Source organism: Streptomyces sp. CNT372, assembly GCF_000377145.1.
Window position 1 is genome coordinate 129139 of record NZ_KB897781.1, and the last position, 17391, is coordinate 146529.

The 17391-nt window shown below is 77.3% G+C and carries 13 protein-coding genes and 2 pseudogenes; 3 read left to right on the forward strand and 12 right to left on the reverse strand.

Annotated features, from left to right (window positions below; all coding sequences use genetic code 11):
• Nucleotides 1–235: 235 nt before the first annotated feature.
• From C593_RS0113425 to C593_RS0113470, 10 genes and pseudogenes are all read right to left on the reverse strand, one after another.
• Nucleotides 236–1972 (reverse strand): ATP-binding cassette domain-containing protein, encoded by a 1737-nt coding sequence (locus C593_RS0113425; RefSeq protein ID WP_018847806.1) that lies wholly within the window; start codon nt 1970–1972, stop codon nt 236–238.
• Nucleotides 1972–3516 carry a hypothetical protein gene (locus C593_RS29605; protein ID WP_018847807.1) on the reverse strand — a complete coding sequence of 515 codons (1545 nt, stop codon included), beginning with the start codon at nt 3514–3516 and terminating at the stop codon, nt 1972–1974. The genes C593_RS0113425 and C593_RS29605 overlap by 1 nt, the downstream gene beginning before the upstream one ends.
• Before the next feature lie 17 nt (nt 3517–3533).
• Nucleotides 3534–4937, reverse strand: coding sequence for a YcaO-like family protein (locus C593_RS0113435; protein ID WP_018847808.1), 1404 nt, complete (start codon nt 4935–4937; stop codon nt 3534–3536).
• Nucleotides 4934–6553, reverse strand: coding sequence for a CocE/NonD family hydrolase (locus C593_RS0113440; RefSeq protein WP_018847809.1), 1620 nt, complete (start codon nt 6551–6553; stop codon nt 4934–4936). The genes C593_RS0113435 and C593_RS0113440 overlap by 4 nt, the downstream gene beginning before the upstream one ends.
• Complete coding sequence (locus tag C593_RS0113445; RefSeq protein WP_018847810.1) at nt 6550–7470, reverse strand: hypothetical protein; 921 nt, start codon at nt 7468–7470, stop codon at nt 6550–6552. Before C593_RS0113445 ends, C593_RS0113440 begins: the two co-directional genes overlap by 4 nt.
• Nucleotides 7471–7574: 104 nt before the next feature.
• Nucleotides 7575–7709 (reverse strand): streptamidine family RiPP, encoded by a 135-nt coding sequence (gene amiA, locus C593_RS33755; RefSeq protein WP_018847811.1) that lies wholly within the window; start codon nt 7707–7709, stop codon nt 7575–7577.
• Nucleotides 7710–7778: 69 nt separating this feature from the next.
• Nucleotides 7779–8592, reverse strand: a pseudogene (locus C593_RS29610) (ABC transporter ATP-binding protein).
• Between the two features lie 257 nt (nt 8593–8849).
• Nucleotides 8850–9839: an iron chelate uptake ABC transporter family permease subunit gene (locus tag C593_RS0113460; RefSeq protein WP_018847813.1), complete on the reverse strand. Its 990-nt coding sequence runs from the start codon at nt 9837–9839 to the stop codon at nt 8850–8852.
• Between the two features lie 569 nt (nt 9840–10408).
• The gene (locus tag C593_RS29615; protein ID WP_037745809.1) at nt 10409–11362 is read right to left on the reverse strand and encodes an iron ABC transporter permease; all 954 of its coding nucleotides are present in this window, start codon (nt 11360–11362) and stop codon (nt 10409–10411) included.
• Between the two features lie 146 nt (nt 11363–11508).
• Nucleotides 11509–12498, reverse strand: a complete 990-nt coding sequence (locus C593_RS0113470; protein WP_018847815.1) for an ABC transporter substrate-binding protein — start codon at nt 12496–12498, stop codon at nt 11509–11511.
• 124 nt (nt 12499–12622) lie between these two features.
• On the opposite strand from C593_RS0113470, the gene C593_RS0113475 reads away from it, so the two are divergent.
• From C593_RS0113475 to C593_RS0113485, 3 genes and pseudogenes are all read left to right on the forward strand, one after another.
• The gene (locus C593_RS0113475; RefSeq protein WP_018847816.1) at nt 12623–14002 is read left to right on the forward strand and encodes a hypothetical protein; all 1380 of its coding nucleotides are present in this window, start codon (nt 12623–12625) and stop codon (nt 14000–14002) included.
• A 113-nt stretch (nt 14003–14115) separates the two neighbouring features.
• Nucleotides 14116–14889, forward strand: a pseudogene (locus C593_RS29620) (hypothetical protein); the annotation flags it as partial.
• Between the two features lie 125 nt (nt 14890–15014).
• A complete protein-coding gene (locus C593_RS0113485; protein ID WP_018847818.1) occupies nt 15015–15530 on the forward strand; it encodes a dual specificity protein phosphatase family protein in 516 nt (171 codons plus the stop codon).
• A 99-nt stretch (nt 15531–15629) separates the two neighbouring features.
• On the opposite strand, the gene C593_RS0113490 is transcribed toward C593_RS0113485, so the two are convergent.
• Both C593_RS0113490 and C593_RS29625 read right to left on the reverse strand, forming a co-directional pair.
• Nucleotides 15630–16004: a hypothetical protein gene (locus C593_RS0113490; protein WP_018847819.1), complete on the reverse strand. Its 375-nt coding sequence runs from the start codon at nt 16002–16004 to the stop codon at nt 15630–15632.
• A 148-nt stretch (nt 16005–16152) separates the two neighbouring features.
• Entirely contained in the window at nt 16153–17388 is a 1236-nt protein-coding gene (locus C593_RS29625; protein ID WP_158686841.1) for a hypothetical protein, read from the reverse strand.
• Between the last annotated feature and the right edge of the window lie 3 nt (nt 17389–17391).

Consider the following 17391-nt stretch of genomic DNA (forward strand, 5'->3'; position numbering starts at 1 on the left):
GACGGGGCGGCGGGACGCGCTCGATCGGCGGAGCCCGAGGGCGCGGGGACGGGCAGGCCCCCGGGCGCGGTGCGGCCCGGTGGAGTCGCACCCGGCGTGCCGGGCCCGGGGCGGGCCGGGTCGGGTGCCGGACCGCACCCGGGCAGGCCGGGACCGGGACCGGGGCGGGCGGGCTCCCCGGAAGGCCCGGGGCGGGCCGGGTCCACGGCGGGGCGGCGCGGGTCGGGGGTCGCGTTCATGCCGCGCGCCCCCGCTCCGGCGCGCCCGCGCCGATCAGACGGGCGTAGACACCGTCCGCCGCGGCGAGGCGGGTGTGGTCGCCGACCGCGTCCACCCGGCCGTCGTCGAGGACGACGATCCGGTCCGCGTGGCGGACCGAGTCCAGGCGGTGGGCGACCACCAGACAGGTCCGCCCCCGCGCCGCGCGCATCAGTTCGCGGACGATCTCCGCCTCACGGCGCTCGTCGACCGCGCTCGTCGCCTCGTCGAGGACGAGGACCGGCGCGTTGGACAGCAACGCCCGTGCCAGGGCGAGCCGTTGGCGCTGGCCGCCGGAGAGGTTGGCGCCACGCTCGCCGACGAGCGTCGCGTACCCCTCGGGCAGCCGCAGGATCTCGTCGTGCACGCCCGCCGCGCGCGCCGCCGCGTGCAGCGCGGTGTCCTCGGCGTCCGGCGCGCCCAGGCGAAGGTTGTCGGCGACGCTGCCGTGGAAGAGGTAGGTCTCCTGGGAGACGACGGCCGTCGAACGGCGCAGCGAGGCGAGTGCGTAGGAGGCCGCGTCGTGGCCGCCTATCAGCACCCGGCCGGCGTCCGGGTCCGCGTTGCGCAGCAGCAGCCCCAGCAGCGTGGACTTGCCCGCGCCGGACGGCCCGACGACCGCCGTGACGCATCCGGCCGGGGCCGTGAAGTCCACGCCGCGCAGGGCGGGCCGGGCGGCGCCGGGGTGGGTGAACCGGACGTCCTCGAACCGGATCTCGGGCGGGGTGCGCCACTCGGCGGGGCGGGTCCCGTCGTCCGGCACACCGCCCTGCGCCGTGCGCAGCTCCGCGATGCCGTCCGCGGCGGAGACGCCGAGATAGCCCGCGTGCCACTCGCGCGACAGGTCCCGCACGGGCCGGAAGCACTCGGAGGCGAGCATCAGCACCAGGTAGGTGCCCGTGGGGGCGGCGCTCCCGGACACGGCGGACCCGCAGGCGACCAGCACCGCGGCGACCGTGCCGCCCTGGACGGCGAGATCGGTGATGCCGGTGTCGACCAGCGAGACGCGCAGTTTGGCGACGGTCGCCCGGTGCAGCGCGGCCGAACGCTCCTCCAGCCGTTCGCGCACCCGGCCCACCGCGCCGGCGGCCCGCAGGGCGGGCATCCCCTGGAGGGCCTCCAGGTAGTCGGCGGACAGGGCCTCGTACGCACCCCAGTGCTGCTGCCCCCGGCGCTCCAGGAGCTTGTCCCACCAGCGCGGCGCGAACAGCGCGAGCAGCAGGGCGGGGCCGAGCGCGAGCAGGGCGAGGGGTTCGACGAGGGCGACGGCGGCGAGCAGCACCGGCGGCAGGGCGCAGGTGACCAGCAGTTGGGGCAGGTAGCGCGAGACGTACGCGTCCACGCCCTCGACGCCGTCGACCAGCGTCGCCCGGACCGCGCCCGCGCGGGTGTGCGCGTCCCGCGGCGGCCCCGTGCGGGCGAGCCGCGCGAGGAGGTCGTCGCGCAGCCGGGTCCGCACGGCCGAACCGGCGCGGACGGCGGTACGCCGCTGGGCGCGGGCGAGAAGCACCCGCACCAGGACGGCGGCGAGCACCCCGCCGAGCAGGGGCGGCAGCGCGGCGGTGTCGCCGCGTGCGATCCGGGCGAGCGCCAGGGCGAGCAGTACGGCCTGGGCGAGGTGGGTGAGCGCGACGGCGGCGAGCAGGGCGCTCGCCCCGAGCAGCGGCGCACGGGCCGTGCGCGCGGCGCGCAGCAGTTCGGGGTGCAGCATCATCAGGCGTCGTCTCCAGGGCGCGGTGCGGGTGGTGTATGCGGGGCGGACATGGGTGGTGGGCACATGTGCGGCCCCGAGGTGGGTGGTGGGGACATCCGGCGCCGCGACATGTGCGCCGCCGACATGTGCGCCGCCGACGTGGGCGGCTCGGACCTGTGTGGCGCGAACATGCGGCCGAGGGCGAGCCCGTGGAGGACCCGGTCCCGGCCCGGTGCGTCCCCCAACGCCGCTCCCAGGTCCGCGTCCTGCCAGGAGCCGACGGGCCGGGACGGCAGCCCCCGCGCCGTGGCCAGGGCCTGGGCGACGCCCACCCCGTACCCGGCGGCCAGGTGCTCGCGTCGCACCCGCTCGGGCGGGGCGTCGTCGGGGCAGCCGTGGGCGAGCAGGACCGCCCCCGCCGCCGCGATCCACCCCTGGCGCGCGCCCCAGCGGGCCAGCGTGGGCAGTACCTCCCCGTGCGCGACCCGGACCAGCCCGCCGTCCGGGCCGCCCGGTGCGAGCGCCAGCAGACCGGGTTCGGGTCCCCCGACGGCGAGGCACCACCCCAGGCCCCGGCCCGGGCCCGAACCCGCCGCCGCCAGGAGGCAGGCCAGGTCATCGGCGTCCGGCACCCCCGTGAAGCCCGGCTCGGCGCTGCGCCGTCCAAGCAGCACATGCCCGGGCAGCGGCGCCGGGGCCGCGCTCCACGCCGGCCGCCCGGACCCGCCCGCCGCCGCCAGCACGGCCAGCACCGCCCGCGCGGTCTCCAGGTCACGTGGGTCCCCGGCCGCCGGAACGCCCACGCCCCCGACCGCGCCCGGGTCCGCACCGCCCGCCGCCCACTCCAGCAGCGCGTCCGCGTCCGACCCCGGGGTCAACCGGGCGGCGACGAAAGCCGGTTCGGTCACCTCGCCGCCCAGCGCGGCCGACAGCAGCGCCCCCGGCGCGTCCAGGGACACGGCCGGTGCGTCCGCCAGGGCGAGCGCGGCGGCCGCGTGGCCGAGGTCCAGGAGGACCAGCGGCCAGGCCCGGTGCCCGTAGTGGGAGACGGTCCTGCGCGCCACGGCCGTGAGCACGGCCACGGCCCCGTCCGGCGGGGCCCCGGCCTGCGCCGCGCCACCGCGACGCCCGTGCAGACGGTGCGGGCCGTGCAGACGGTGCCGGGCCGGGTCGTACGCGTAACGCCCCGGTGGCAGACCGCACCCCGACCCCAGCAGCAGATGGGTGTCGACGGGGTGCAGCCCTCCGGCCGAGGCCGCCGGGCGAAGCCGGGTCCCGGCCAGCGCGTGCCGCAGCGCCCGGTCGAGACGGGCGGGCACCGGCAGCAGCGGGCCCGGCAGTCCGGGGCGAGCCCGTCCGGCCGGGGTGTCCGGGCCGGGGGTCTCGCCCGAGCGGGCCCGCGCCAGCGCCTCCCGGACCAGCCGCCGCGCGCCGTCCGCGTCCTCCGCCGCGGCTGCTCCGTCCGCACCTTCCGCCCCGGCGGAGTCGGCCCCGGGCGTCCGCCCATTCGTCGCGGTCGTCCCCGTCATCCGGTTCGCCCCCGTCATCCGGTTCTTCCCCGCCATGCCCGTCGTCCCCGCCCTCACATGTGCGGCGGCGGTACGAGCGTGAAGTCGCCCGCCGCCGACGGCGTTTCGGTGCGCCAGCCCCGGGCGAGCGCCGCCCGGCCGAAGCGCGGGCACCCCAGGTAGGCGAAGGCCGCGGGCGCGTTCGGCACCAGACCGGAGACGAGGACCCGGGCCACCCGCAGCGGGGTCTCAGCGACGTCCTCCGTCGTCAGGTCGGCCGTCAGGACGCGGTGGCCGCCCTCCGCCAGGCGCCGGTGCAGCAGGTCCCGGCTGCCGTGCGCCACCGCCGTGACCGGCACGGTGCCCAGGGCGGGGCGGGTGAACCGTTCCGCCAGCGGCGCGGTCCGACGGTCGAGCCACACCTGCACATGGGCGCCCAGGTCCCGGACGGCGGCGAAGTCGGGCCCGCAGTCGTCGAGATAGCGGCGGTCGGCCCGGTGGTCGAGGTAGAGGCCCCGGGCGAGCATGCCCGCCTCGATCGCGCGGAAGACCCAGCCGTCGGCGTCCACCGCGCCCTGGGTGAACACCCAGGTGTGCACGGCCTCCAGGACCGCCTTGCGGACCGCGTCCGCCGGGTCGTACCGGCAGGCGAAGCCGGCCGCGTGGATACCGCGCTCCCGGTCGTGCACGAGCGCGGCCATGCAGGGCGCGAACTCCGAGGGCATCTCGACGACCGACACCTCCAGGGCACAGCCGTCCAGGTCGTGGGCGAGGCCGGGCACGGAGTCGACGTCGATACCCCGGGTGGGGCCGTCGAGATGCCACCACAGTTCCAGGGCGTCCCGCTCCACGATCTCCAGGAGCCCGCGCTCGGTGGCGTCGTCCAGACCCTGGCCGGTGGCGATGCCCGCGTAGTTGAGGTGGTGGGTGCGGGGCAGCTCGCGCAACTCGCCCTGACGCCAGTTGAGATGGGTGAGCGCGACCGGCGCCCACACCTCCCGGCCCTCCCCCGCCGCCCGGACACCGGCCTCCCGGACACCCACTTCCCGGACGGGCGTCCAGAGGGCGGGGGTGTCGGGGGTGAGAGGGCGGTACGGGAAGCCGGGGCGGGCGTACTGCCAGTCGGCGTAGGCGGGGAGTTCGCCCGGCCCGTACACCTCGTGACCCTCGGCGGTGAGTTCGGCGGCCGTGGCGCGGCGGGGCGCGCCGGGGGTGCCGGGCGGAGGGAGCCTGTTGCCGCAGTACCGTTCCACCGCCTCGGCGACGGCGGCGACGCGGGCCCCGTCGGGGTCGCCGAAGGTCGTGCCCAGGGACACCCGGTCGGCGGGCCACGCCCCGAACCGGCGGGCGTCCGCCACATCGGCGGTCATCGCCGTGTAGCGCGGCGGCGCGCCGGACGGGTGCGGGACGGGGGCGACGGCGCGGATGAGCCCGCAGACGGGGTCGACGAGCGCGTCGAGTGGGAGCGGGCCGGTCATGTGCAGGTCTCCTGTACGGGGTCGGCCGGGCTGCGCCGGGCGGTGACGGGCAGCACCAGGGCGCTGCCGTTCTCGCGCACGGCGCGCCGGGACGGGTCGAGCCGTTTGGCGCGCACCGGGTCGGCGCCGGTGTGCGGGTTGCGGGCGTGGGCGGGGAAGTGGTGTCCGGCGACCTCGACGCGCAGCCGGGTCCCGGCGGGCAGGCGTCGGGCGGTGAGGCCGAGCGGGACGCGGAACCGGGCCTCGGTGCCCGGCGGGTCGTGGCGGCGCACGATCCCGGTGGCGAGGTGGTCGGCGCGGCCGTCCGGGTCGAGGGCGACCAGTCGCACGGCCCAGTCGGCACTCGGCGTGGACGCGGTGGCGCGGAGCCGGACGTACGGGGTGCCGACGACGTCGAGCGGGCGGTCCAGCGGGAGTGTGACCAGTACGGTCCGGTCGGGCGCCGATGCCTTCCCGGGCGCCGCCCCGCCGGCGGGCACGTCGAGGGTGTCGCTGCGCACGGGGGCAGCCGGGTCGGCGGTGAACTCCGCGCCGTGCAGGGTCCGGAGACCGGCGGGGCGGCCGAACTCCCGGACGTGGTCCCGGGTGAGCGCGTCCACGGGGCACCAGTGTCCGGCGCCACCGAGGGCGACGGCACCGCGCCGACCGGGGCCGAGGGCGCCGGAGAGCGCGGCCCGGGCCCAACGCACATACAAATCACCGAGGTTGATCCGGTGGCCGGTCGTCGCGCCGGGCGCGGGATCGGCGGTCAGGCCGTGCCCCCAGGGGCCGACGAGCAGCCGCGCCGGGCCGGGCCAGTCCCGCCAGAGGCGCAGGGCGTCGTCGGCGAAGGGGTCGTGGGTGCCGCCGACGACGAGGAGGGGTGGCGCACCGGCCCCGCCGGTCACCGTGGTGCGGCGGGACGTCTCCCACACCCGGGGCCAGGAGGGGAGGTCACGTCCGAGTCGACGCGGGAGGTCGATCAGCGGCAGGCGTTCCAGCAGCCGGGGGTCGGCGGCCAGGGCGCGGGCGAGGGCGTGCTCGTCCGCGTCGGGCCGGTCGCCGTGCGCGGCCCACCAGCCGGCGCGGGCGTAGAGGCGTTCGGGGCCGGTGGGTTCGCGTCCGGTCTCGGCGAGACCCAGCGCGGGCACGGCGGCGATCACGGCGTCGGGGCGGCCGGAGGGCGGGGCCCCGGCTCCGGGCCCGGCCGTCGCGGTGGCGAGGGCGCAGTGGGCGGCGTAGGAGGCGCCGACGGCGACCACCCGACCGTCCGACCAGGGCTGTTCGCGCACCCGGCGCAGGGTGGCGGCGCTGTCGGCGGCCTCGTCGCGGTAGGGGTGCCAGTCGCCGCCGGAGCCGTACCGGCCGCGGACGTCCTGCACGACGGCGGCGAAGCCGCGCGCGGCCCAGGCGGCCGCCTCGGCACGGTGGTTGCGGCGGTCGTAGGGGGTGCGCAGGACGACGGCGGGGAACGGGCCGGGTCCGGCGGGCAGCCGCACCTCGGTGGCGAGCGGCACACCGTCCCCGGTGACGACGCGCAGCGCCTCGGGCGCGGGGCGCGGGGCCGGGAGCCCGGCGGCCGGGGCCGGGAGCGCGGTGGCCGATCCCGGCGTCGGTGCGGTCCCGTGGGGACTCATCGGCGTATGGGCGCGACCTCGGGCACCGGCAGCACGGTGTGCTCCGTGACCGTGAGGTCGCGCAGGTCGATCCGCCGCAGGGTGCGTGCGCCGCCACCGGTGCCGTCGGCCGCCGCCCATTCCAGGAGCGCGGCGGTCAGCAGCGCGGCGGTGAGAGCCGCGGAGGCGGCCCCGTGGCGCGGCCCGGTGTCCTCGGTGCGCGATCCGGCCCAGTAGGCGTCGAGTTCACGGTGCGCGGGCGTGGCGGCGAGGCGGCGCAGGCGGACATGGCGGGCGGTGACGTCGCCGGGGCGGGCGGCCAGGGGCTCGATCCAGGCGGTGGCGCCCTCCCGGTGGCAGCGGAGCCAGGCGACGCCGCGGCCGGGCAGCCGGTCGGCCGCGTCCCACGCGCCGGGCGGGACGGGCGCGTCGAGGCACCACACGACGGCCGTGCCGGGCCCGGCCGCGTCCACCGCGTCCACCGCGTCCGTCAGCTCGGCCTCCCGGGCGAAGCGGGCGTCGGCGCCCTCGTCGCGGAGGAGGTGGAGCAGTGGTGCGGTGAGGACGGGGTCGCCGACCACCAGCACGGTCCGCCCGGCGAGACGGGGCGGACCGGCCACGGGCGGGGCAGCCACGGACTGGGCGGTGGGTTCGCCGGCCGTGGGTTCGGCCGACCCTTCGGCGGGCGCGGCGGGCGCGGACGCGGCAGCGGGCCCGGACACGGGACCGGGCTCCGAGAGGTAGCCGGCCTCGGCGAACGCCTGGGTGAGCGCGTCGAGTCCGGGGGCGTGATCGGTGTCCCAGGTGAGGCCGAGCGCGTCCGCGGGGACGTCCCCCGTGTCGACGCGCAGGAACTCCCCGTCGGGGGTGCGGACGGCGAGGCCCCGGCCGGGGACGGTGACAAGGGCGACGCCGGGGGCGAGCCGGGCGATGGGCACGGTGGTCTCTCCTGGGATTCCGGTGGGACTCCGGCACGGACGCCGAAGGGACGCGGGAACGGGACGGGCCCGCCCGGACGGCTGTCCGGGCGGGCCCTCGGGACTTACTTGTCGCCGTCCGCAGCGGTGTCGGCGGCGTCCTCGAAGGGGTTCTCGACGAGGGCGTTGGAGTGGGTGGCCGACAGGTGGGCGAGCTGGCCCTGCTCGGCGATCGGGCTGAACACCTTGTGCTGCTCCATGAGTTGAACCTCCGTCAGTTCGGATGGATGGTTGCGTCCCGCCGGCGGACCGGCGACACACCCCGCACTCTAATGAATATGATTTTCATTTCGCAAGGGGCTGGGTGTCCGGCAGTGGGTGATCCGGGTAACACACCGGCCAGCCACCCTCCGGATCCCGGCCCACCCGGCCCGCTACACCGAGGACTTCGGCGAGCAGACGAGGCGTCACCACCTCCTCGGGCGGGCCGTCGGCGGCCACGACGCCGTCCCGGAGCGCCACGATCCGGTCGGCGTAGCGGGCCGCGTGCCCGAGGTCGTGCAGCACCATCACGACGGTCAGCCCGCGCTCCTCCCGCAGCCGGGCGACGGTGGCCATGACCTCCAGCTGGTGCCGCAGGTCGAGGTAGGTCGTCGGCTCGTCGAGAAGCAGCAGCCGGGTGTCCTGGGCGAGGGCCATGGCCAGGCGCACCCGCTGCCGTTCGCCGCCGGAGAGGGAGTCGACGGGCCGCGAGGCCCATGCCTCGACCCCGACGTCCGCCATGGCGCGGGCGCACACGGTGTCGTCACCGTCGCGCAGCATCCCGAGCGGGCCCCGGGCGGCGTAGCGGCCCTGGCGGACGAGCTGACGCACCGTCATGCCCGGTACGGGCGGCGCGGACTGGTGGAGCAGCGCGACCCGGCGCGCGGCGGCCCGCCGGGACAGCCGGGCGAGGTCGTCGCCCTCCAGGACCACCCGGCCGGCGGCGGGGCGCAGCAGCCCGGCGCAGAGCCGCAGCAGGGTGCTCTTGCCGCAGCCGTTGAGCCCGACGAGGGCGACGGACTCGCCCGCGCCGATCCCCAGGTCGACGCCGCGCAGCACCTCCCGCCCCGGGTAGCCGAACCGCAGTCCCTGGACCCGCAGGCTGCCGGCACCGGTGCCGGGGCGGGCGTCGGTACCGGGACGGGCTTCGGCGCCGGGACGGACGTCGGTACCGGAACGGACGTCGGTACCGGAACGGACGTCGGTACCGGAACGGACGTCGGTACCCGGGCCGGGACCTTCGGGGTGCTCCGGGGGCGCGGACGAGGCCGGGGAAGGGGGTTGTGCGGGTACGGCGGTCACAGGGTGTCTCCAGGTCTCGGGGAACGTGCGGTCGGGGGACGGGCCGGCGCGGCCGGTCATGACAGGACACGCCCTCGCCGCGCGACGACGAGCAGCAGCGCCGCGCCGACCAGGGTCGTGAGCGCGCCCGTCGGGACGCTGAGCCGGTCCATCGCGAGGGCGTCCGCCAGCGCCCGGGAGACCCACTGGGCCCCGGCGTCCGCCCCGCAGACCACCAGGGCCCCGACGAGGGCCGCGCCGGGGAGCGCGCGGCGCAGATCGGCGCCGAACACGGCGAACGCCAGATGCGGCACCAGCAGCCCGACGAAGCCGAGGGCGCCCACCGCGGACACGGCCCCGGCGGTCAGCGCGACCGCGCACACCAGGGCGGCGGCACGGGCCCGGCCGGTCGCGAGCCCGGCGGCCGCGGCCTGTTCGTCGCCGCAGCGCAGCAGGGTGAGCGGCACGGCGAGGGCGCAGGCGGCGAGCCCCCAGACGGCGGCCCAGGGCCAGAGCAGGTTCCAGTGCGCCCACACCCGGCCTTCGGTGGAGCCCACCAACCACTGGACGACACTGCCCAGTTCGCCCGGTGCGACGAGCAGCACCATCGCGGTGAGCCCGGACAGCACGGCGGACACCAGGACGCCGTGGACGGCGGTCCGCTCCGGGTCGGACTGCTCGCGCCCCGCCAGCAGCCACAGCAGCCCCGCGCCCGCGAAGCCGCCCGCGCAGGCGGCGGCGACCACGGCGGCCGGGGACTGCCAGCCGGCGACGCCGAGGCCGGTGGCCGCGACCGCGCCGAGCACGGCGCCCGGGGTCACACCGGTGACCTCGGGACCGGCGAGCGGGTTGCGCAGCGCGGACTGGAGGACGATCCCGGCGAGCCCCAGACTCGCGCCGGCCGCGAGCGCGACCAGGGCACGGGGCAGCCGGAGTTGGAAGACGATATGGCGGGCGTCGGCCGGGCCGTCGCCGGTGAGGACCCCCCAGACCTCGGCGGGGCCGAGCGACCGCCCGGCGACGAGGTCGGCGCAGGCGACGGCGAGCACCGCGAGCGCGAGCGGCACCAGGAGCAGGCCGCGACGGTCGGCCGCGCGGGGGCGGGTACGGGAAGCGGCGGCGGGCTGCGCAGGGGCGGCCTCGGGCGCCTGCGCGGCGGGCTCCGTAGAGGCGGGCTCCGTGGGGGCGGCCTCCGCGGGAGCGCGTGTGGTGGCGCGCGTGGTGGAGTCGCCCGCCTCCTGCGCAGGGGCGGGCGCCCCAGGGGGAGAGCAGTGCTCCGGATGGGTATCAGTGCTCACGTTGTTGTCCACCTCTCTGATGCGAGATCACCGCTCACTCACCGGATCGCTGCTCACGCGGCACCTCACCGTTCACTTTCCGGAGCACCGTTCACTTTCGGGAGCACCGCTCCCGCGGTGGACCGCCGCTCCCGCGCCGGATCCCCGTCCACTCGCCGGAGCACCGCTTCCACACACGAGCACCGCTCTGGCAGGCGAGCACCGCTCGCTCGCCAGAGCACCGTTCACACCCCAGAGCACCGTTCACACCCCGGAGCACCGTTCACACCCCGGAGCACCGTTCACACCCCGGAGCACCGTTCACACCCCAGAGCACCGTTCACGCCCCGGAGCACTGTTCACGCCCCGGAGCACCGCTCCCGCGCCCGGGTCTTCAGCAGGGCCGCCCCCGCCGGCACCCCCAGCAACGCCGTCCACGCGCCGACCGGCGTCTCCACCGGCGCCAGCGCCAGCCGCGCCGGCAGATCCGCGCAGGCCACGACGACCGCGCCCCACACCGCCGCCCACGGCAGCCACCCCACCGCGTCCGAGTCGGGTCGCAGCCGGCGCGCGAGCGCCGGCGCGAGGAAGCCGACCCAGGCAACCGGCCCGCACACCGCCACCACGGGGGCGATCAGCACCACCACGATGGCGAGCGCCGCGAGCCGGGCCCGCCGGACGCGTACACCGAGGGCCCGCGCGTCGTCGTCGCCGAGCCGCAGCACGGAGAGGACCGGCGCGCAGAGCACCAGGGCGGGCACCGCGGCGGCGAGCCACAGCCAGAGGCCGTGCACGTCCGGCCAGGTGCGGGCGGACAGACTGCCCAGCAGATAGCGGTAGATGAGCTGGAGGTCGAGTTGGTCGGCCAGCACCATCAGGACCAGCAGCGCCGCCTGGAGGGCGGCCGCCACCGCGGCCCCCGTGAGCAGCACCGCCGACGGGCTGCGCCCGAACCCCGCCGCCAGCAGCGTCAGTACGCCCCCGAGCGCCGCCCCGCCGATGGCGAGCACCGGCTGGACCGCGAGCGGTACGGACACGGCGAGGACCAGGGGCGCGGCCACGCCGAGGGCCGCGCCGGAGGAGACACCGAGGAGTTCGGGCACGGCGAGCGGGTTGCGCAGGGCCTCCTGGAGGACGAGCCCCGCCGCGCCCAGACAGGCCCCGGCGACCAGGGCCAGCACCAGCCGGGGCAGCCGCAGTTCGGTGACCACGATCCCGGCCAGGCCCTCGCCGCCGATCACCCCGGGCAGCTCCCACGGGGGCACGACCGGCGTGCCCAGACAGAGCGCGCCCAGCACCGCGACCACGAGCAGCCCGCCCGCGAGGACGGCCTGCCCCGTGCGGGCCTGCCCGGTCCGGCCCGGCCCGACGCCCCGCTCGCGCCCGGCCTCCCGGCCGCGCTCGCCGGCCCCGACTGGCCCGGGGGCCCGCCCGGGCCCCCCGGCGTCTCCCCGCCCCCTCAACGGAGTTCGGCCGTCGCCTCGTCGAGGACGATGCCGAGCGAACGCGTCCCCCGCCCCTTGGCCCAGACCTCGGCGTCGACCTCGAAGACCTTCTTGTTCTTCACGGCGGGGATCTGCGCCCAGAGCGGGTTCTTCGCCAGCTTGTCGGAGAGCTTCTCCTCCGCCGGGCCGCCGAACGAGAGCGTCTCCACGAACAGGACGTCCACGTCCTGGGCGAGGATCTCCTCCATGCTGTACGCGCCCTCGACCCCGCGGCTCTGCCAGGGGTAGTCGGCGATCTTCGGGAACAGACCGGCGGCAACGTCGTTGCCGGGGGTGGCGACGCCGAAGTTCTCGTCGCTGCCGAAGATGACGAGCGCGGTCTGCGGGCTGCGCCGGGACTCCGCGTCGGCGAGCTTGGTACGGAAGGCGCGTTCCGCCTTCTCGCCCTCCCCGGTGCGGCCGGTCAGCGCGGCGAGGTCGCGCAGATAGCCCACGCTGTCCTCCCAGGTGCCGGGCTGCACCGGCCAGAAGGTCGTGGCCCCCTTGAGCGCGGGAGCCAGCTTGCCGTGGGTGTCCTCCAGGCCGATGACCAGGTCCGGCTTGTGGGACAGGATCGCCTCGACCTCGGGGCTCAGGAAGCCGCCGGGCACCACGGGGATGCGCGCGGCCTGCTCCTTGCCGAGGAAGTCGGGGTGCGCGAGGAGCGCCGAGTTGGTGGCGACGGGCTTCATGCCGAGTTCGGCCAGCATGTCGTCGCAGAGGGCGACCAGGCAGACGATCCTGGCCGGCGGCTGCTCGGTCGCGACCTTCACGCCCCGGGCGTCGGTGATCGAGCGGGCGGCGGATATGGGGTCCACGGAGACCTCGGTGCGGGACTCGGGCCGTTCGCCCTTGCCCGCCTCGCTCCCGGAGTCGGTGGCGGTGGTTCCGCAGCCGGTGAGCAGGGCTCCCATGACGGCGGCGGCCGCCCATCGTCGGACGGTGATCAGGGCACGGCGGGACATCGCGTTCTTCTCTCTACTTTTTCGCTGCTTCTCTTCGCTGCGATTCGCTGCGTTTCGCTGACACAGAGTTCCACATGATAATCATTGCCAACAAGCCCATGACCCCCTCCCCCCGGAGCCCGCCATGCCCGCACCGCCGCCCATCTCCGCCCCGCCCCGGCTCCTCGTCGCCGACCAGGTCGCCGGGAACGTCCGGGTGCTGGACCTCCCCGACGGCCGGGAACGCGGTCTCGTCGAGGGCCGTCATCTCGCCGAGCACGCGGGCTTCCTGGCCCTGCCCGGGGGCCGGGCCGCGTTCGTGGACGAGGCGGCGGGCGAACTCGTCGTCCTCGACGTCTACGGCCCGGACCACGGCCGTCCGCTGGTGGAGACGACCGTGCCGGTGGCCGTACCCGCCGAGCACCTGGCCGTCGACCCGACCGGCCGGCTGGTCGCCGTGACCACGGGGCTCGGCCGCAACTGGGAGCCCTGGAGCGACCTGTTGACGGCCGTCGACCTCGCCGCCCCGCCCGGCCGCCCCCGCGCGGTCCGGGTCCGCACCCGGACCGGCGAACCGGGCGTCACCGTCCTCGGCCCCGGGCCCCACCCCGGGCCCGGACAGGGCAGCCCAGCCCCCGACACCTCCGGCACCCCGGACGCACTCGCCACGCCCCCCGCCCCCCACACCCCCGACGCCCTCGTCGTCCTCCGCCACCGCGAACCCGGCTCCTTCGCCGTCTACCGCCACGCCGACTTGATGGCATCGCCCCCCTCCTGCCCGCCCGCGGTCCCGGCCGCCGTGCTCCCGCTGCCCGACGACGACGCGCACGGCGACGCCCACGACCCGCGTACCGGGCGGCTGTTCGCCGCCGCGGGCTCCGGGGTGCACCGCCTCCGCCGCGACCACCGCGCCGACGGCAGCCCGACCGCCGAAGCCCCGCTGCCGTGGGGCGGCCCGGGCCGCGGCTACTACCTGCGGCTGGACCCGGTCCGCCGACTGCTGTGGTCCTGCGTACGGGGCGGGCCGGCGGACCCGGGCCGCTGGCCGGAATGGACCAACGACGCCTGGTGGCACGACCTGGACTCGCCGTCCGACGCCCCGCCCCGCACCGGCCGCGTCCCGCTCGGCCCCGGACTCGTCTTCCGGCTCGCGGTCGCCGCGCACCATGTCGCGTACGCACGCGTCCACCCGGACGGCGACGAACTCGTTCTGCTCACTGCGCATTCCGGCGTACCCCGTGTCTCCGCGCGGGTCCCGCTGCCCCCGATGGACCAGGCGCCCCGGGCCGGGGGCACCCCGTGGGACGGTGTGCAGCGCCGGGCGATCGCCGCGTCACCCGGTTCGCCACTGGTGGCGGTCACCCGTGGGGGTCACGGTGAGATCCACCTGATTGACGCCGTCCGGGCCTCGGCGGGCGAGCCGGGCACGGCCGTCCTGGCCGTGCCGACCCCGCTCAACGACGGGGGTCACCTCGCTCTGATCACCCCCGGCGACGGCTCCGAGGCGGACCCGGTCGGCCGCTGAAAGTTTGTGAACGAATTCACTCGACCTCTTGGCCGCGCACGCCGATCCATGCTGAGATGCCGTCCTACTCAACAGCTCACTCAACAGCGCAATGGCGTGCTCGGGGAGGGCAAGTGGCGCATACCGCCATGTCTGGTTCCGGAACCACAGCAGGTGACGATCCCCTCCAGACCGCGGTATGGCGGCTGCGCTCGCGCGGCTGCTGGACCGACGCGGCGGCGCTGCTCACCTGCCGGACAGCCGAACCCGCGGTCGCCCTGGAACGGGCCGGACTCCTCGTCGAGCGCTGCCTGTTCACCTGCGACGGGTGGGCCGAGGCCGAGGACGCGCTGCGCACGGCCGAGGCGGTGGCCGGTGACGACGAGGAGCGCGGCGGGGCCGCGAGCGAACGCGGCAGGCTGGCGTACGCGGCGACCCGGCTGGGTGTGCGGGACCGGGCCGACGAGGCACGCTCCGCCCTCGGCCGGGCGGCGGCCCTCCTCTCGCCGGCCTCGCCCCGCCGGCCGCTGCTCGACTTCCGGCGCGGACTCGTCGCGGAGCACATCGCGGACTCCCCGCAGGCGGCGCGCGCGGCCTACGAGCGGGCGCACGCGGGCGCGAGCGCCCAGGAGGACCCGCTGCTGCTGTCCTTCACCTGGCAGCAGCTCGCCGGGATCGCCCTGCGCGAAGGCGACGTGGCGGCCGCCCGCAACGGCTTCGCACAGTGCCTGCGCCTGCGCGAGGAACTCGGCTATCTGATCGGGACCGCGCCGGCGCTCGCCGGGCTCGCGGACTGCGAGGAGGAACCGGAGGCGGGTCGGCTGCGGGCCGAGGCACGGCGGCTCTTCCGGCTGCTCGGCGGGGTGCCGGTGTGGCTGGGCTCCCAGCTCTCGGCGGGGGTCCCGGCCCAGCCCTCCCCCGCCGGAACGACGGCTTCCACCGGAACGACGGCTTCCACCGGGACGACGGCTTCCACCGGGACGACGGCCCCCGCCGGAACGCCCTCCACCGAGTCCACCGCGCCAGCCGCGCCGTGAGGAGCCGCCGCAGGGAGGGCGACGTCCCGGAACCGCGGACCCGGTGGGACGAGGTCACGACCGGCCTGTGGATGGGCGGCCACGTCTGGACGGACGGCGTCCGCAAGCACCAGGACGTCGTGGTGGGGCGGGAGTTCGACCTCGTCGTCAGTCTGTGGACGCGGAACGGGCACGGCCCGGCGCCCGGTGTGGAGCACCATGTCGCGCCGATCCCGGACGACTGGCTGACCGCGGCCGAGATCGACAGTGTGCGGCGGCTGGCGGTGGTCGCGGCGGACGCGGTGCGCGCGGGCCGGAAGGTCCTGGTGCGCTGCTACTCCGGTTACAACCGGTCCGGTCTGGTCGCGGCGCAGGCCCTGATCGAGCTGGGCCACGACAACGAGGGCGCCATCGACCGGGTGCGGCTGAGGCGTTCGCCGTGGGCGCTGCACAACCCGGCCTTCGAGCAGTACCTGTTGACCGGGCTGGACGTCGCGTCCCTGCTGTCCGGCCTCGAACCGCCGCCGCCGTGAGCCGCCGTGGCCGGTCCGCACGAGTGAGCGCCGCCGTGACCACCGCCGCGCCCGGGACGTGACCGGGACGTGACCGGGTGGCCCGTCGGAGAGAAGCCGTCAGAAGAGGAACGGCAGGACACGGCCCGGCGCGATCAGCGCCAGCAGGAAGCCGACCGCGACCGCGATCCAGATGAACAGCCATACTCCGTTCCTCCGCACCCGGGTCCGGCCGGGCGCGCTCCAGGCGCGCCAGGCGTCCGGCTCGGCGCGCTCACGGCGGCCCCGCCGGGTGAGCCGGCGGATCCGGCCCCGGCGCCGGGCGGCCAGCTCGTCCGCCTGCCTGAACCGCTCGGCGACCATGCGCGCCCGCGCGGACGGCTCCTTGGGGGCGTCGAGCCGGGCGGGACCCTCGCTCTCGGCCTGGAAGCGCGCCCACTCCTCGTCGGAGAACGACGTGCGGGGCTCTTCGCCGGACCGGTCGCCGGTGGTCATTGGGGCCCCCTGTGCTGCGCATGGTGCGGTGGACGACTGGGCCGTCCAGGGTAGTCGACCCATGGCCAGGATGTCGCCGAACGTGATCACTTCGTGCCCCCGCGCGGACACTTCAGCCCGCTTCGCCCTACGGTCCGGTCCGGTCGAGTCATTCCGGTCCGGTCCCGTCGTTCCGGTGCGGCCTGAGCCGGACCAGGTTCTCGTCCGTCCCCACGACCAGGCTCCCGTCCGGGACGGCGGCGACGGCGCGGACGGCGGGCCCGGGCCGGAAGCCGAGCGGCGCGGCGCCGGGGCGGTGCAGTTCGGCGAGCCCGTCGGCCCAGGCGACGGCGTACGCGGTGCCGGACCGCGGCCCGGACCCCGCGTCGGCCTCCATGGCGTGCAGCGCGGTGACCGGGAAGGGCCGCCGGGCCAGCGGCACACCGGAATCGGTCCGCCCGGGGCGCCAGCGGCGGACGGTGCCGTCCGCTCCCCCGCTCACGACGACCGGCGCGGCGGAGCCCGTCGCGGCCAGGGCGGTGACCCGGCCCGTGTGCAGGGCCGCCTGGTGGAGCCCGGCCGGGCCGAAGGCGTGCACGCTGCCGGTGCGGTCGCCCACCAGAACCGAACCGGCGGCCGCGGCGAGCGCGGTCCCCGGGTGCGCGTCGAGGGTGGCGGCGACGGCCTCGGTCAGCGCGGTACCGGGACCGTGGACGCGCAGCCGCCCGCGCTCGTCGAGCAGCAGGAGCGCGCCGTTCCCGGCCGTGGCGAGGGCGCGGACGCGGACGCCGGTGGCGACGGTGACGGGCCGGCGCGCGTCCAGCCCGCGCACCGTGCCGGCCCGGTCCGCGACGAGCAGCCGCCCGGCGAAAACGCCCAGCGCGGCGACGGGCACGGGTGCGGGACCCGCCTCCCCCTCGAGCGGGACCACGGTCCACGGGGCGCCCGACGACAGCGCGGTGAGCGCGACGCGCACCGCCGGTTCGGCGTCGGCGGGGAGGGCGGCGAGCAGCGCCAGGGCGCGCAGGGGCGGCGCGTCCCCGCGGATGAGCGCCTGACCGGCGCGCAGCCACGCGGTGCGCAGCCCGCCGTGCTCGTCGGCGGGCGCCGTGTGCGCGTACGCGGCGGTGACCGCGTACACGTCGGCGCGGATCACGGCCGAGGGGTCGGAGAGGTCCGCGGGCCCGGGCCGTGGAGCGGTGTGGGTGAGGGCGAGCCCGGCGTGACCGAAGTCCCTGAGCAGGCAGTCGAGTTCGGCGACGTCGTCCGCGTCGTGCCCGGGCAGGGCGACCCGGACGGGGCCGGGCGGGAGAGGCGGCCCGGCGAGCAGGGCGGCGCGGAGCTCGGCGGGTGTTCCGGCGGTCACCCCGAGCCGGTTGGCCACCGTCCACACTGCCGCGCGCACCCG